Source organism: Collinsella aerofaciens, from assembly GCF_032584215.1.
Lineage (GTDB): Bacteria > Actinomycetota > Coriobacteriia > Coriobacteriales > Coriobacteriaceae > Collinsella.
Genome location: NZ_JAWHPN010000004.1, coordinates 79,568 through 94,307 on the forward strand (window position 1 = coordinate 79,568; position 14,740 = coordinate 94,307).

The 14,740-nt window shown below is 57.2% G+C and carries 13 protein-coding genes; 1 reads left to right on the forward strand and 12 read right to left on the reverse strand.

The window, feature by feature from the left end; all coding sequences use genetic code 11:
- Positions 1 to 4 precede the first annotated feature (4 nt).
- From purE to RX395_RS02010, 4 genes are all read right to left on the reverse strand, one after another.
- Positions 5 to 469 (reverse strand): 5-(carboxyamino)imidazole ribonucleotide mutase, encoded by a 465-nt coding sequence (gene purE, locus RX395_RS01995; protein WP_316365078.1) that lies wholly within the window; start codon positions 467 to 469, stop codon positions 5 to 7.
- 336 nt (positions 470 to 805) lie between these two features.
- A complete protein-coding gene (locus tag RX395_RS02000) occupies positions 806 to 1,156 on the reverse strand; it encodes a type II toxin-antitoxin system RelE family toxin (RefSeq protein ID WP_006235811.1) in 351 nt (116 codons plus the stop codon).
- Positions 1,153 to 1,473: a type II toxin-antitoxin system prevent-host-death family antitoxin gene (locus RX395_RS02005; protein ID WP_055287606.1), complete on the reverse strand. Its 321-nt coding sequence runs from the start codon at positions 1,471 to 1,473 to the stop codon at positions 1,153 to 1,155. Before RX395_RS02005 ends, RX395_RS02000 begins: the two co-directional genes overlap by 4 nt.
- 332 nt (positions 1,474 to 1,805) lie before the next feature.
- Positions 1,806 to 2,873 carry an alpha/beta hydrolase gene (locus tag RX395_RS02010; protein WP_055287608.1) on the reverse strand — a complete coding sequence of 356 codons (1,068 nt, stop codon included), beginning with the start codon at positions 2,871 to 2,873 and terminating at the stop codon, positions 1,806 to 1,808.
- A 124-nt stretch (positions 2,874 to 2,997) separates the two neighbouring features.
- On the opposite strand from RX395_RS02010, the gene RX395_RS02015 reads away from it, so the two are divergent.
- A complete protein-coding gene (locus RX395_RS02015; RefSeq protein ID WP_055287610.1) occupies positions 2,998 to 3,753 on the forward strand; it encodes a GntR family transcriptional regulator in 756 nt (251 codons plus the stop codon).
- Here the strand turns inward: RX395_RS02015 and RX395_RS02020 are convergent.
- The 8 genes from RX395_RS02020 to RX395_RS02055 form a co-directional block, all read right to left on the reverse strand.
- A complete protein-coding gene (locus RX395_RS02020) occupies positions 3,750 to 4,610 on the reverse strand; it encodes a PTS system mannose/fructose/sorbose family transporter subunit IID (protein ID WP_316365082.1) in 861 nt (286 codons plus the stop codon). The genes RX395_RS02015 and RX395_RS02020 overlap by 4 nt on opposite strands.
- Positions 4,594 to 5,370, reverse strand: a complete 777-nt coding sequence (locus RX395_RS02025) for a PTS mannose/fructose/sorbose/N-acetylgalactosamine transporter subunit IIC (RefSeq protein ID WP_006235817.1) — start codon at positions 5,368 to 5,370, stop codon at positions 4,594 to 4,596. Before RX395_RS02025 ends, RX395_RS02020 begins: the two co-directional genes overlap by 17 nt.
- Before the next feature lie 14 nt (positions 5,371 to 5,384).
- Positions 5,385 to 5,861, reverse strand: a complete 477-nt coding sequence (locus tag RX395_RS02030) for a PTS sugar transporter subunit IIB (protein ID WP_006235818.1) — start codon at positions 5,859 to 5,861, stop codon at positions 5,385 to 5,387.
- Between the two features lie 268 nt (positions 5,862 to 6,129).
- Positions 6,130 to 9,444: a carbamoyl-phosphate synthase large subunit gene (gene carB / locus RX395_RS02035; protein ID WP_316365085.1), complete on the reverse strand. Its 3,315-nt coding sequence runs from the start codon at positions 9,442 to 9,444 to the stop codon at positions 6,130 to 6,132.
- Position 9,445: 1 nt separating this feature from the next.
- Positions 9,446 to 10,885, reverse strand: a complete 1,440-nt coding sequence (carA, locus tag RX395_RS02040) for a glutamine-hydrolyzing carbamoyl-phosphate synthase small subunit (RefSeq protein ID WP_316365087.1) — start codon at positions 10,883 to 10,885, stop codon at positions 9,446 to 9,448.
- Positions 10,886 to 11,091: 206 nt separating this feature from the next.
- Positions 11,092 to 12,057 carry a hypothetical protein gene (locus tag RX395_RS02045; protein WP_316365089.1) on the reverse strand — a complete coding sequence of 322 codons (966 nt, stop codon included), beginning with the start codon at positions 12,055 to 12,057 and terminating at the stop codon, positions 11,092 to 11,094.
- A 19-nt stretch (positions 12,058 to 12,076) separates the two neighbouring features.
- On the reverse strand, positions 12,077 to 13,849 hold the full coding sequence (locus RX395_RS02050) for an ABC transporter ATP-binding protein (protein ID WP_316365091.1): 1,773 nt from the start codon (positions 13,847 to 13,849) through the stop codon (positions 12,077 to 12,079).
- 184 nt (positions 13,850 to 14,033) lie between these two features.
- On the reverse strand, positions 14,034 to 14,729 hold the full coding sequence (locus RX395_RS02055; protein ID WP_171021464.1) for an NUDIX domain-containing protein: 696 nt from the start codon (positions 14,727 to 14,729) through the stop codon (positions 14,034 to 14,036).
- Positions 14,730 to 14,740: the final 11 nt, after the last annotated feature.

The window sequence follows — 14,740 nt, forward strand, 5'->3', positions numbered from 1 at the left end:
ACGCCTAGGCGTCGGCCATCTCCTGCTTCATCTTCTCGATAACCTTGCGGTACTCGGGGCCGCAAGCGCCTAGAATCTGCGTGGCGTAGATGGCGGCGTTCTTGGCGCCGTTGATGGCAACGCAGGCCACGGGCACGCCCGAAGGCATCTGCACCATCGACAGCAGCGAATCCATACCGCCCAGGTCACTCGTCTTCATAGGCACGCCGATGACCGGCAGCGGCGTAAACGCAGCCACGACACCGCCCAGGTGAGCAGCCTTGCCGGCGGCGGCGATAATCACTTTGATACCGCGATCGGCGGCAGTCGAAGCCCACTCGTGGACCTTCGCCGGTGTGCGGTGTGCGCTCGCAATGACAAGCTCATAGGGCACACCCAGCGCCTCGAGCTCGGCGGTGCAACCTTCCATAACGCCCAGATCGGACTTGGAGCCCATGATGATCCCGACAACCGGCTTTTGATCTGCCATAAACAAAGACCTCCTGTTGAGAGCGGTGACGCGGCCAATCCGCGACCCTTAACTACTGAGAGTAGTATAGCTGCTCCCGTCCCTGCGGTCTGCGTGGTGCTTTGCGGGCGGGCCAGGCTTTATCTGAACGACTTTGCGAAGCAACCGGAGTGAAGATAAAGCCTGGCCCGCCCGCGAAGCGCCCTGCGACCTACCGGGGATTGCTATGACGTACGTTGGCTGATGAATTGGAAGGAAAGGTCAACGGAGGCTGAAGGCAATTGGTTCAGCGAAAAACCCTGACGAATCTAATTCGTCAGGGCCCCACCAACGCTCACTCGTCGTTCATCGTTAAAGCTAGATATTCTCTTCCGCCCATTTCTCGAAATCGAGTTCTCGTCTCTGAGCAGTTCGGTAGACTTCCATGTCTTCGCGAGCGCCTACCACTACGATGGCCATCTTTTCTTTAATTCTGATGAGGCGGTACACGATTCGAATGCCACTTCCCCTGAGCTTGATCTTCATAAAGCCAGTCAAATCCGTACCTGCCTTGTTTCCAAGAGGCTTGCCGAATCCACCTTCGTTCTGCGGCAATGGGTTCGTTCTGATTTTTTCTATAGCCTTAAGGACGATCTTTCGTTGGGAGCCGTCCAGACGCTTAATATCCTTGAGAGCATCCGGGTAGAAAGCGACTTCGTACCCACTCATTCAAACTCGACCTCATCCATCTGATCGAGTTCGTCCTGGCTCACACCCAGCTCTTCCATAACATCAGACAGGGAAACAAGCGCATCGTCACTTGCCACAGCCATTCTCTTAAGCGCCAACGTTAACAAGGTGAGGTCCTCCTCCGCTTGCTTCGCTTCCCTATATTCATCGGGTGTAACAATCACAAACGCTGGCTTGTTGTGTTTGAGAACCACAACAGGATTGTCGTCCCCAACCTTCGAAAATGCAGCCGAGCCCTTACCGTGGCTGAAATCGCTAATTGGAACAAGGTTGTCGAGCATCTGCAAAGCAGGCATACATACCTCCTAAAAATGAATTCTTTTTCGAATTCATTTTATCATTCTTTTTTGCTATATTGTACCGCGCAACCGAAACAACCTTTTTAGAATACGAATCCGAGCTTAGAATGACTGTTGGCCCTCGCACCGCCCTTGCCTCTTTTATTACGTCAAGTGGTATACAGCGAAGCAAAATGGCGATCTAAAGTGCGCGGCACTCGCCTCGCATCGCTACAAAAAACAAACTGCTCCCCACCCACTCGGGCAAGGAGCAAGCCTCATTTTTAATCAGACTGAGAACCACGAATGCAGAAACACAGGCGACTTCAGTCCCTTATCGCCGAGAGACGTTATTGTGCAGCCATTTCTTTAAGCTTCTCAGCCATCAACAAACACACGTCTTCCGATTGCGGGTACACGCCAAAATGATCGAAGAAACCATGGTCACATCCGGCATATTCGATGACCTCGACATCGATTCCTGAAGACCGTAATTTTGTAGCCCATTTTTCATCGGGGATACGAAGCGGATCGTATTCGGATGTCACGATAGTCACCGGGGGGAAATCAGTGCAGTCCTCAAGCATTAGCGCAGAAATCAACGGGTCATGAGGAGACATTTTTCCGTGTGCACAAAGTTCGACCATCGGGCCGTCCGAATCGCGAAGATGGTCGATGCGAAAACGCGCAACGTCCTCTTGATCGGCTATCGCAGGAAAATCCTCATATCCCTCGCCCTGTTCGCCCGCAAGGTCGACTTCAGGATAGATTTCGAAGGCATGGGCTACAGCTCCAGCACCCCTGAGCTGAACACACGCATTAGTAAGGCTTCCTCCTGCGGAGTCGCCGGCGACCATTATTTTATGAGGATTGATTCCGAGATCCCCGGCATGCTCGCACACATAATCAAGAGCAAGAACGCAATCCTCGATCTGCCCGGGAAATGCCGTCTCCGGCGCCAAGCGGTATTCTGGATAAACCACCACTGCACCAGACTTTTCGGCGATGAACTCGAGCTGATGTTCAAATTGCAGAACATTCCCCGCCATAAACGCGCCGCCATGCAGGTAAACAAGCGCTGGACTTGCCTTCTTATGATTTGGTGGCGTCCAGACGAATAAATCTATATAGCGATCGGCCGCCTCCATGAGGATCTCATCGCGCTGAACCTCACCATCGAGTAGGCGGTATGTCGGCTTATCCGGGCGATGGCGCATTCCAATAAGGCTCGTCCAGCTCGGAGACATGCTAACATTCCGCATCTTCTTGCGAGATACCTCGAGAATTCGTGGGTCAAGCACATGCTCTCTTTCATCATCAGGAACCGGACGAATTTGAACCTCGAGCCCCCTCTTCTCGGTTATAAACGAGCGACCGGAGATGGCGCCAATCAACGCCTCGTCGTATTGTCTGCCCATCTTAAATCCCCTCTCGGCGATAACGCCAAATCGATATTTCCATAACTTTTGAGATAACGGCTTATGATGTCCTCAGTTGTCGTATATCTATGTACTAAAGAAACTGAAGACCAAGGGGTCCACCATGCCTGCAGCAAAAGACGAGCTCACTCAGCCAGAGCTTCTCTATCAGACCGTTGAAAACGATATCCTCAAGAAAATAGTTTCTGGCGAACTCCCCGGCGGCAGTCAGATTCCCACCGAAACCGAGCTTTGCAAGCAATACAAAGTAAGCAGGATCACCGTAAGACGCGCCGTACAGAATCTCATTGACCAAAACTTGCTCTACCGCCTGCGAGGCAAGGGAACATTCGTAAACCCATCGAAGCTCACCCTGAAACGAGGAACAAGCACCATTTTCAATTTGAGCTCCGACCCCCAATACGGCGATAAAACAACCAAGTCCATCTTGGAAACAGGCTTGATCAAGGCTGATGCCCACATTGCACGGGAGCTCAAAATTGACAACGGAACCGTAGTGCAACGAGTTGCGCGCTTGGTTTATATCGAAAATGCCCCCTGCGCCATCGACACCGTTTATGCAACGCAGGGCACTCTGCCCGGACTACTGGAGCTTCTCACAGACAATGCCAGTCTTTTCGACCTGATCGCCAACCATTACAGCATCGCAACCGGTATTGAGAAGCTCAAAATCACCGCAGGAATAGCGGGGCTCCAAGAAGCAAACCTTCTCGGTTATATCGTTGGAGCCCCCGTGAGCGTTGTCGAGCACGTCACATATGCCTGCGATGAAATGCCGCTCCACTATTCAAAAACCGTTTGGCGAGCAGACGCATCGTCCTTCGAGTTCAGCATCTCAAAAGATGGACGCCTTCTCTAGCCCAAAATCCCCAGGACGCCGAGCACAATACCCGCAGCGAGAATGCCCACAATCTGCCAAATAATTTTGACCTGTTTCTTATTGCAAAGACACATGATCCCGAACGCGCAGAGCGGCAAAAGAGCCGGGAATATCCCATTGAGCGTTTCCTGCAACTTAAACGCGGTGTCGCCGAAGTTAAGAGCGAGCGGAGTGGTAACTGCAACGGTGGTCGCCACCATTCCACCAACTACCATTAGTCCCACAATCGCCAGGCCGGACGTAACTTTGTGCATTACATCAGAATCGTTCAGCTTCGAAATCATGCCACTGCCAAGCGAATAACCATACTGAAGCCCAAACCAGCGGATCAGGATCGTTGGGACATTATAAAGAAGCAGGAACAGGATTGGGCCGAGCAGACTGCCCGAAAGGCAAAGTCCTGTCACAACGCCCGTCGCAATCATGCGAAGCGTACTGGCAATCAGTGAATCTCCAATACCGGAAAGCGGAGCCATAAGCGATGCTTTCATGGCGTTAATTGAGGCGGTGTCAAAGTCCTGATTGTTGGCGTTCTCCTCCTCCATGGAGGCCACAATGCCGGCGACCAGAGGATTAAACGTAACTTGAATATTGTAGAACTCAAGATGACGCTTATATGCCTCGATCCGGTCTTCAGGCTTATCGTATAACCGCTTGATTACCGGAATCATGTCGTAGCAGAAACCAACGTTCATTTGTCGGTCAAAGCTCCACATGATGTTGAGTGGAAAGCTACGCCAAAATAACGCCTTTAAGTCTTTCTTGGTTATTCTCTTATCGGTCGATTTATTTGACTCCGGCGAGAGCTCAAGAACATCATTAGAATTCGTTGTCATCGTCAACCTCCTTAGCGACCGCCGCACTGGCAGGCATAAAAATGTGAGCCATATTGAGAATCCCAATCAGGATCAGCGAAAACGCCACGATACCGATCGTCGGAATGTTTAGATAGGCACTCAGCAAGAAGCCTCCAAAGAATAGGAAGCTCAGCTCCTTGGTGGACAGGATTGACATAAGCTGCGCAAATCCAAGCGCGGGCAGAATACCCGTTGCGATCGTAAGCCCATTCGTAAGCCAATCAGGAATGGCGTCAATCAGTGCCTGAACAGCATCATTTCCAACGTAAAAAGCCACGCCGCAAATCAAGCCAAGCGCAATGATGTATAGAATTCCATTGGTCCACATAGCGGCTGCAATCGTTTTGGGGTCGTCTTTTTCGGCGCCACGATCAGCCCAGACAGCCATAGGAGGCGTAACAACGCTATACATAAGGCTGTCAAACATGCCGGCAAGCACCGCAGTGGGCATAGCAATAGTCAGAGCGGTCTCGGGACCCGCACCCATAGTAATCGCAAAGGCTGTTCCCAAAACTGAACCAACAATTACGTTGGGCGGCACGGCAGCACCAACCTGCCAGACCCCCATGAACGCGAGTTCGAGCTGGAAACCAACAATAACGCCAGTCGGAATATCACCCAAAAAAATACCGACAATCGCTCCGAGGACAATCGGCCGCTCGACCATCGCAGTACCGAGTAAATAATCCGATTGACCTATCGCAGCGGCAAGACCAACCAGAAAAGCTTGAAGCAGCATATTTCTCCCTCTTCCTACAAATCAAAACTTGTTACGATGCGTTTTTTCTCGCTAGCAACCTGTCTTACCTCGAACTCGATTCCATCAGCCATGGCTTTCTTAATTTCATTAATATCGGATTGGGAAAGGCGCACAGCAGGGCCAAGCTCCTTTACGCTATCCCCCAACGGTCGAGCGCCGCCTAAATTCACAGACGTTATTTTTGGACACGCACGCGCAACTTCACAGGCGTCATGTACATTTCCCGCAACAACAATTAGCTCGTATTTATCCACCGCGCTTCCGTTAAGGGCCACGATGGAATCTTCTACACTTTTGACAACCAATTTGGCATCAGCGGGTTTTGCAATTCGCAGCGCTTGAATTCGCTCTTTGCTTGCGGCGTACTCATCTGAAACCACAAGAATAGCGTTTGCTTCAAGCGTTGGATACCAAGAGAACACGGTCTGCCCATGCACTAACCGGCTATCGACGCGACACAGTTTAATCATTTTGCCCCTTTCTCGACTTGAACACAGACAATCATCCTTGACTGCTAATGGCATATTACGTCATATGACGTAATATGCCATTACATAATATCTTGAACGGTTGAATATCACCGCTAAATGGTATTTATCTCTAAAAACAGGAGGTGCAATCCGTCTAGACACAGTGCGTCGGGGCAAGAGGGGCCGAGTTTCCTCCTGAGCGACTCTGCTTGCAGCCGGAGCGAAAGGGGGAAATCTCGGCCCCTCCCGCCCCGGCCGACCAGGTCAACTACACCGTGTACTGCGGCAGGTCCTGCAGGGCGATGACGTCCATGCCCATGTCGTTGGCGCTGCCGTGACCCTGCTGGTCCTCACGCACTGCCTCGATGGCACTCACGTACGTGTTGGCCGCAGACATCGCCGTCACGCAGGTCACGCCGCGGCGCACCGCCTCGGTACGCAACAGATAGCCGTCGCCACGCGAACCCGGGCCGTACGGCGTGTTGATGATTACCGCAATCTTGCCATCGGCGATGAGGTCGCCGATGTTGGGACGCTCGCCGTCATGCGGGCCGCTGATCTTCTCCACGACCTCGCATGTCACGTTGCCGCCGCGCAGCACGCGCGCCGTGCCCTCGGTGGAGCAGATGTCAAAGCCCAGGTAGCGCAGGATACGGGCGACCGAAAGGATGTGGCGCTTGTCTCGGTCGCACACGCTAATGAACACCTTGCCGGCGCTCGGGTCGGGCAGCTTGTAGTCGATCGCCAGCTGCGTCTTGGCGTATGCCTCGGGATAGCTCTTGGCGATACCCATGACCTCGCCCGTCGACTTCATCTCGGGCCCCAAGATAACGTCGGCACCGGGGAAACGACCCCAGGGCATAACGGCTTCCTTCATGCAGAACCAATCGAGCTGACGCTCGTCGCTCGGCAGGCCCAGGCTCGCGATGGAATCGCCCGCCATGATACGCGCCGCGCACTTGGCCAGCGGCACGCCAGTGGCCTTGGAGATAAACGGCACGGTGCGGCTGGCACGCGGGTTGGCCTCGATCACGTAGACGGTCTCGCCCTTGATGGCGTACTGCACGTTGACCAGGCCGCGTACGCCCGGCGCCATCGCGATGCGGCGCGTGGTCTCGCGAAGCTTTGCCTGCAGGCTCTCGCTAAAGCTGAACGGCGGGATGCAGGTCGCAGAGTCGCCGGAGTGAATACCGGCCTCCTCGATATGCTCCAGAATGCCGCCGATGTAGACCTCTTCGCCATCGCACAGGGCGTCGACATCGGACTCGATCGCACCCTCCAAGAAGCGGTCCAGATACACCGGATAGTCGGGGCTAATGCGCGCGGCCTCGGCCATGTAATCGCGCAGATGCTCGGCATCGTAGGCGATCATCATGCCGCGGCCGCCCAGCACGTAGCTCGGACGTACCAGCAGCGGGTAGCCAATGTGTGCGGCAACGGCCTCGGCCTCCTCAAACGAGGTGGCCTGACCCGCCGGCGGGTACATGATGCCCAGCTTGTCGAGCAGGGCGGCAAAGCGCTCGCGGTCCTCGGCAAAGTCGATGGCATCGGGCTTGGTACCCATGATGTTCACGCCGCTCTCCTCGAGCATGCGCGCCAGCTTAAGCGGGGTCTGGCCGCCGAGCGTCACCACGACGCCGTCGGGTCGCTCAACATCGATAACGTCCATGACGTCCTCGTAGGTGAGCGGCTCAAAGTACAGGCGATCGGACGTGTCGTAGTCGGTCGAGACGGTCTCGGGGTTGCAGTTGACCATGATGGTCTCAAAACCACGGGCCGCCAGTGCATAGCTCGCATGCACACAGCAGTAGTCGAACTCGATACCCTGGCCAATGCGGTTGGGGCCGGCGCCCAGGATCATCGCCTTGGGCTTGTCCGCCGGCGTGGTCTCATCGGGAGCCACGCACTTCTTGGCATCCGGGCTCGTGCGGTAGATGTTCTCGTACGTCTTGTAATGGTACTCCGTGGCACTCGAGAACTCCGCAGCGCAGGTATCGACCGTCTTCATGCTGGGAACCACGCCCAGACCCTTGCGATAGGCGCGCACAAAGCGCTCGTCCGAGCCGGTCAGCGCGGCGATCTCGGCGTCGCTCGTGCCGTACTGCTTGAGCAGGCGCATCGCGTCGGCGTCGATATCCTCCACACGCAGGCCACGGATGCTCTCCTGGACCTGCACCATATCGTTGATACGGTTGAGGTACCACGGATCGATACCGCAGATGGCATGGATGCGAGCGATGTCCCAGCCACGGCGCAGGGCCTCGACCACAAAGAAGATGCGATGCTCGGTCGGGGTTGCCACGGTCTGAGTGAGCTCGTCGTCGCCCAGCTTGTCGGCACCCTCCTTTCCACCGGCGCAAATGCCCTGGTGTCCGTCCTCCAGCGAGCGCATGGCCTTGCCAAAGGCCTCCTCAAAGGTGCGGCCGATCGCCATAATCTCGCCCACGGCCTTCATGCGCGTGGTGAGCGTGGGGTCGGTACCCTTGAACTTCTCGAAGGCAAAGCGCGGCACCTTGACCACACAGTAGTCGATCGTGGGCTCAAAGCAGGCGGGCGTAGCCTTGGTGATGTCGTTGACGATCTCGTCGAGCGTGTAGCCCACAGCCAGGCGCGCGGCGGCCTTGGCAATGGGGAAGCCCGTGGCCTTGGAAGCGAGGGCGGACGAACGGCTCACGCGCGGGTTCATCTCGATGACGATCAGGCGGCCGGTCTGGGGGTTCACGGCAAACTGCACGTTGGAGCCACCGGTCTCGACGCCGATCTTCTCCAAGATGGCGAGCGAGGCGACACGCATGCGCTGATACTCCAGGTCGGAGAGGGTCTGCGCCGGCGCCACGGTGATGGAGTCGCCGGTATGCACGCCCATGGGGTCGAGGTTCTCGATGGAGCACACGATGATGCCGTTGCCGGCGTGGTCACGCATGACCTCCATCTCATACTCTTTCCAGCCCTCGATGGACTCCTCGACCAGCACCTCGTGGGCGGGCGAGAGCTCGAGGCCCTGGCTCACGATGGAGACGAGCTCCTCGTGAGTGTGAGCGATGCCGCCGCCGGCGCCGCCGAGGGTAAAGCTCGGGCGCAGTACGCAGGGATAGCCCACGCGCTCGGCGATAGCCTCGGCGTCGGCCACGCTGTAGGCATAGCCCGAGCGTGCGACCTCCAGGCCAATCTCGGCCATGGCTTCGTTAAAGAGTTTGCGGTCCTCGCCGCGCTCGATGGCGTCCAGGTCGCAGCCGATCATCTCGACGCCGTACTTGTCGAGCGTACCGTCCTTTGCCAGCTCGACGGCGGCGTTCAGACCGGTCTGGCCGCCCAGCGTGGGCAGCAGCGCGTCCGGGCGTTCTTTCTTGATTACACGCTCGATAAACTCGGCGGTGATAGGCTCAACATAGGTGCGGTCGGCCAAGCCCGGGTCGGTCATGATGGTCGCCGGGTTGGAATTGACCAGGATGACCTCAAAGCCATCCTCCTTGAGCACCTTGCAGGCCTGGGCGCCGGAGTAGTCGAACTCGCAGGCCTGGCCGATAACGATGGGGCCCGAACCAATAACGAGGATACGCTTGATGTCAGTACGTTTCGGCATGTTAGTTCTCCTCGGTCTCGGTCGCGGCGGTCTCGGCAAAGTTCCAGCCAGCCAGGCGGTCCTTCGCGGTGTCGATGTCCAGGTAGTTCTCCTCGCCGTCCATGAGTCGCGTAAAGGCGGTAAAGAGATAGTGGGCATCGGTGGGGCCAGGCGAGGCCTCGGGGTGGTACTGGACCGAGAAGCACGGTGCGTCGAGCAGCTGGATGCCCTCGGCGGTGCCGTCGTTGAGGTTCACGTGCGTCAGGCGAATGCGACCAAAGCGCTCGTTCATCACGACCGGCGCGATTCCGCGGCGCACCCAGACGCGCAGATCTCCATCGGCCGCATGCTCGGTCTCGCCGCCGGAAAGCTCGGGGACAAGCTTGCCCAAGCTGGGGAACAGCAGGCCAAAGCCATGGTTTTGCGCGGTGATCTCCACACGGCGGCTTACCAGGTTCATAACCGGCTGGTTGCCACCGCGGTGACCGAACTTAAGCTTTTCCATCTGGGCGCCGCAGGCCAGGCTGATCATCTGGTGACCAAGACAAATACCAAAGACCGGCACCTTGCCGATCAGCTGCTGCACCTGCTCATAGGTCTCCACCACGGCGTCGGGGTCGCCGGGGCCGTTGGACAAAAAGACGCCATCGGGATTCATGTCGAGCACCTCACTCGCGGGCGTGTCCCACGGCACGACGGTAAGGTCGCAGCCGGCGCGGACCAGCCCCTCCAGAATGCCGCGCTTCACACCGCAGTCGTAGGCGACCACGTTGTGACGGGCAGGAGCGGCAGCCGAAAGCGCAAAGTCATGCGTGGCAGGCAGGTCGGCAGCCACAAACTCATGAGGCGCGGGGCAACTTACGGTCTTGACCAGGTTCTCGCCTACCAGCGTGGGCGCTGCGGCCAGACGCTCGGCAAGCTCGTCGACGTCAAAGATCTCGGTCGAGATAATGCCCATCTTGGAACCATTGTCGCGCAGGTGGCGTACCAGAGCGCGGGTGTCGACGCCCTCGATAGCGACGATGCCGTGGGCGCGCAGATACTCCGGCACGCTGACGGCCGAGCGCCAGTTAGAAGGCGTGGCGCACATGTCGCGAACGATCATGCCGCGCATAGCCGGAGCGCTCGCAGGGCGCACGGCGTCGCCGGGGAAGGCCGACTGGACGTCGGTCTCGTCGATACCGTAGTTGCCAATCTGCGGATAGGTCATGGTTACGATTTGGCCGGCATAACTCGGGTCGGTCATGACCTCAAAGTAGCCCTCGAGCGAGGTATTGAAGCAGACTTCGCCGGTCGCGGTGCCCTCAGCACCGCATGCACGTCCATAAAAAATGGTCCCATCCTCAAGATACAGGATGCAGGGACCGCAGGTGCCCTTGCTGGTTTTGGCCAGCATACGCTGGCAAAGCTCGCTGGGCGCGAAGGTGCGGGCGGCAGCGCCCGCGGTATGGTTGTTCGCCATAATTCTCCTTCCCGGTCTCACAGGACCGGCTTAAAGGTGTGTAGTTAGGCCTCGCGGTATTGTAACCGCAAGCATGCCTCATGGCGTTAATTTCATCGAAATGTTTACGAAATGATAATTATGACTTTCTATGCATAATGTTTTTTAATCCCCGTCCCAAAAAAATCATCCCGCGGGGCTTGTGGCTCACGCGGGATGATGGCGTCTTATTTTTTCTTGTCCTGCTCCAGCAGTTCGGACGGTGTGCGATCGGGCTTGCCGCCGCGGAAAATCTCGCGGCCATGCAGACGATGTTCCAGGTCACGCTCGGCCTTTTCCTCGTCAATCTTGGTCTGGCTCACCACCGGGTCCTCAATCAACGACGACACCGAGTTCACCTGTTTCTGAATGCGCTCGGCGATGGTGTCATCCATACTCACGATGCGCATCTTCCAGTCGATACTCGTGGCGTTGGATGAGCTCTTGGTCCACACGAACGTCAAAATGGCGCTCTGGTGGCCCCGCGCGGGGAACATGCCGAAGAAGGAATCGTGCTGAATGTTGCTATCCTCGTCGATATAGGCGTGAACGTTATACACCACGCGGTCGATCTTGTCGTTGAGCAGCGCGTTGGTCGCAAGCGCCGCGGCCTGGATCTGCCCGTTGGACAGCAGCTCGAGCTCGTTGGCAGACGATGTGTCCAACACCGTCACCTCGACCGTGCCCGTACGCTCATCGGCTTCATCGACGGTAAAGTCGAGCGGGAACTGCCTAAAGCCGTTGCCCCACTCGAGTCCACCCTTGAGCGCGGTCGAGACAGTATCTACCGAAACGCTCTCGGAGAGGTTCGCGGTGTTCAGACGACGCATCACGCCGTAGCCAATTTGCATGCCCACGATCAGCACCAAAATGCCGATAACCACGACCATGGCAGTCTTCGCAATGGTATGGCTCACCTGCGAACCCGAAGGGTCGTCCTCGGACAGCGGGTCGATATGTTTTGCCTGGCTCGCGCGGTCCTCGCTGCGCAGCTGCGCTAGCGCCGCTTTGTCACCGCGCTTGGCCGCAGCCTCCTTCTCACGCATGCGCTCGGTGCGCTTTTTGGCGAGCGTGGGATCCAAGACGCCGGATGCATCGATTTCGGAGAATAACTCCGTCACTTCTTCCGGAGTCAAAGGGTTCTTGTCAGCCATAAACTTCCTGTCATATCAATCAGTCGAGCTCGTGCGCACGCGCACCTTCGAACTGCATTCGATAGTAACGGGCATAGGTGCCGCCACGGGCGAGAAGCTCCTCGTGCGTGCCACGCTCCACAACGCGACCATGCTCAACGGTCGCAATCTCATCGGCATGCTTAATGGTCGAAAGACGGTGGGCGATGATAATCGTGGTGCGGCCACGCGCCAGCTCTTCGAGTGACTCCTGCACCGCCTCCTCGCTCTCGTTATCCAAAGCACTCGTCGCCTCATCCAAAATAAGGATCTTGGGGTTCTTGAGAAACACACGCGCGATGGCAACGCGCTGCTTCTGTCCGCCCGAAAGACGGCTGCCGCGCTCGCCCACGACCGTGTCATAGCCCTGTGGAAGCGACTCGATAAAGGCATCGATATTGGCGCGACGGGCGGCGTCGGCGATCTCTTCCGCCGTAGCGTCCGGCTTGCCGTAGGCGATGTTCTCGCCAATCGTACCGTCAAACAGATAGACATCCTGCTGCACCAGGCCGATGGCACGACGCAGGCTCTGCTGCGTCACATCACGCACGTCCTGGCCGTCGATGCTAATAGATCCGGCAGCCACGTCATAAAAGCGCGGCAGCAACGAACAGGTCGTGGACTTGCCACCGCCCGAAGGGCCAACCAAAGCGATGGTCTGCCCGGGCTTGATGGACAGGTCCATATGGTCGATAACGGGACGCTCGTCGGCATCGCCCTCGCCCAGCTCGACATCCTCGTAGTTAAAGCACACGTCGTGATACTCCACGGCGCCGGCAGTCACCTGCAGATCCGTAGCGCCCGGCTTGTCCTGGATATCCGGCGCGGTCGAGAGCACCTCGTCCATACGCTTAAAGCCGGCGATAGCCTTCTGATACGTTTCGGCCGAATTGACGAGTGTCTCGAGCGGTGTGCAGAACAGCGAAATATAGAGTGCAAAGGTCGCCATATCGACCGCCTGCAGCTGTCCCTGGGCGACCAGCCAGCCGCCCAGCAGCACCACGATCACATAGAGCACACCCGAGAGCAGGCCATACGTCGCGGTATAGACGCCCATGGCGTGATACATGTTCTCCTTGGACGAAAGGTAGCGATCGTTAGAGGCACGGAACTTGGCGCGCTCGGTCTCCTCGTTGGCAAAGCTCTTGACTACGCGCATGCCCGCCAGCGAATCCTGCAGCTGCGCATTGATGCCACTGATCTTTTTGCGGTTGTCGCTAAAGACCTCGCGCATACGCATGTTCTGCCAAAACATGACGACCGCAAACGCCGCCGTCACCACGGCCATGGCAAGCGCCAGCACCGGAGCGATGGTAAAGAGGATCACAAACGAGCCGATAATCTCGATACCGCAGATGATGATCCACTCGGGTACGTGATGCGCCGCCTCGCAGATATCGAACAGGTCGTTGACCACGCGGCTCATCATGTCGCCCGAGCTGTTGCGGTCGAAGTACGCAAAGCTAAAGCGCTCATACTGGTCGAACAGGTCCTCGCGCATTTTGGACTCCATGCGCGCGCCCATCACGTGACCCCAATAGCTCACAAAGTAGCGGCAGGCGCAGCGGACGGCATACATCAGCACCAAGCCCACCGCGATCATGCCGAGCGCCTGCATAATGGCAGCCTGACCCTGAGTAAATAGCCCACCGGTCAAATTGCGCAGGATAATGGGGAACGCCAGGTCAATGGCGGCAAGCACCAGAGCACAAACAGTATCAGCAACAAAAAGCCCCATCTGGGGCTCGTAGTAAGAAAGAAACCTCTTCAGCATAATCACCTTACGCGGTTTTACCAAACCGCGTTTCGTCTCGACGCTACAAGTGCTCCATTTGGACAATCTGGCCTTCAATCGTCGGTCGCGTATACCCATACGCTTCTCTCCTCTTTTAGGCCACCTTGTCTCAAATGGAGCACTTTCGCTGACTTACACAAACCTGCGGGATCATCCCCGCTCGTTAAAGCTCGGCCCCGCCTAGTCGGTGCGCGATGCTGTCGCAGGCCAAGGCGCCTACGACGGTCTTGGCGTCTTCGATCTTGCCGTCGAGCACGGCGTCGATCAGCTCGTGCAGTGGCACCAGGTCCACGTTGACAAACTCGTCATCATCGGGGTTGGGCGCATCAAACTCGAGCTTGGTAGCCAAGTAGATGTGGATGATCTCATCGCAAAAACCGCAGGACGTGACAATCGACGTCAAAAAGCGAATACGACCAGCCCTAAAGCCCGTCTCCTCATGCAGTTCGCGCTTGGCGCAATCGAGCGGGTCCTCGCCTGGATCGAGCTTGCCGGCGGGAATCTCGACCGTCACGCGGTCGATGGCGGTGCGGTACTGACGCACCAGTACGATCTTGCCGCTCTCGGTCAGTGCCACAACAGCCGCCGCACCCGGATGGCGAACGATATCGCGGGCGCTGCGGCGACCGTTGGGCAGCTCAACCTCAAGACGGTGGACGTCGAGGATCTTGCCCTTCCAGGCGCACTCCTCCGAAAGAATCTTCTCGTGCAGCTCGGCATCGTGCGGGTCGTCATCGCCCAGCACCAGCGCCGGCTCGTCAGCGACCTCGCCACCAGGCTCGCCCTCGGCGTGCCCATACACGCGGCTGTCCTCTTCGACGATCTGCGCGTCCACGAGCTCTTCGTTCTTCTCGTCCATCCGTCTCATTC

What these genes read in the sequence shown, in the direction of transcription:
- purE (WP_316365078.1), bottom strand. Translation starts at nt 469, where the DNA reads ATGGCAGATCAAAAGCCGGTTGTCGGGATCATCATGGGCTCCAAGTCC.
- RX395_RS02000 (WP_006235811.1), bottom strand. Translation starts at nt 1,156, where the DNA reads ATGAGTGGGTACGAAGTCGCTTTCTACCCGGATGCTCTCAAGGATATT.
- RX395_RS02005 (WP_055287606.1), bottom strand. Translation starts at nt 1,473, where the DNA reads ATGCCTGCTTTGCAGATGCTCGACAACCTTGTTCCAATTAGCGATTTC.
- RX395_RS02010 (WP_055287608.1), bottom strand. Translation starts at nt 2,873, where the DNA reads ATGGGCAGACAATACGACGAGGCGTTGATTGGCGCCATCTCCGGTCGC.
- RX395_RS02015 (WP_055287610.1), top strand. Translation starts at nt 2,998, where the DNA reads ATGCCTGCAGCAAAAGACGAGCTCACTCAGCCAGAGCTTCTCTATCAG.
- RX395_RS02020 (WP_316365082.1), bottom strand. Translation starts at nt 4,610, where the DNA reads ATGACAACGAATTCTAATGATGTTCTTGAGCTCTCGCCGGAGTCAAAT.
- RX395_RS02025 (WP_006235817.1), bottom strand. Translation starts at nt 5,370, where the DNA reads ATGCTGCTTCAAGCTTTTCTGGTTGGTCTTGCCGCTGCGATAGGTCAA.
- RX395_RS02030 (WP_006235818.1), bottom strand. Translation starts at nt 5,861, where the DNA reads ATGATTAAACTGTGTCGCGTCGATAGCCGGTTAGTGCATGGGCAGACC.
- carB (WP_316365085.1), bottom strand. Translation starts at nt 9,444, where the DNA reads ATGCCGAAACGTACTGACATCAAGCGTATCCTCGTTATTGGTTCGGGC.
- carA (WP_316365087.1), bottom strand. Translation starts at nt 10,885, where the DNA reads ATGGCGAACAACCATACCGCGGGCGCTGCCGCCCGCACCTTCGCGCCC.
- RX395_RS02045 (WP_316365089.1), bottom strand. Translation starts at nt 12,057, where the DNA reads ATGGCTGACAAGAACCCTTTGACTCCGGAAGAAGTGACGGAGTTATTC.
- RX395_RS02050 (WP_316365091.1), bottom strand. Translation starts at nt 13,849, where the DNA reads ATGCTGAAGAGGTTTCTTTCTTACTACGAGCCCCAGATGGGGCTTTTT.
- RX395_RS02055 (WP_171021464.1), bottom strand. Translation starts at nt 14,729, where the DNA reads ATGGACGAGAAGAACGAAGAGCTCGTGGACGCGCAGATCGTCGAAGAG.